Annotated in this window: 1 protein-coding gene; it reads left to right on the top strand. The window is 41.2% G+C overall.

All coding sequences use genetic code 11. From position 1 onward, the window contains the following. Positions 1 to 153 precede the first annotated feature (153 nt). Entirely contained in the window at positions 154 to 441 is a 288-nt protein-coding gene (locus AC0L3U_RS38455; protein ID WP_473364970.1) for a hypothetical protein, read from the top strand. Positions 442 to 456 lie beyond the last annotated feature (15 nt).

The following is a 456-nucleotide window of genomic DNA, read 5'->3' as shown; positions in this document are numbered from 1 at the left end:
TCCATATCCACCTCGACAATTAAAATTACTTTAACTAAAGTACAAGCACACAACACTTGATACCCAGAAGCAAATCAAAAACAGTTTGCAATAGTAATATCATTTTGGCATTATGACAAGAAAATCCGCTTTTGTGCCAAAAAGGACCACAGCATGAAAATGAGAAAAACGACAAACATAAACTTAGTTGATGTCCAAAATCTTGTTCGAGGAGCTCTCGCAAAGCTCAAAGAACCAAGCACACCAGAACGAGCGCGTGATGCAGGAAAACAGGCTCAGTATTGTCAAAAGCAAATCAACAAAGCAATAACAATGGCCAAAGCTAAACTCAGTCAAACGTTGCTCAACGAGTTTTTTGAATGGCTGGCTCTACAATTGGGCGCCACGGGAGCAGTTCAATCGTCTCTCGGAGTCGATCTCAGCAGGGAATATACCTATTGAACTAAGCTCGACTCC

The sequence above is a fragment of the Bradyrhizobium sp. Kon69 genome, assembly GCF_055807515.1.
Note: the sequence above shows the minus strand (reverse complement) of the source record. Positions and strands in the feature narration are given on the sequence as shown.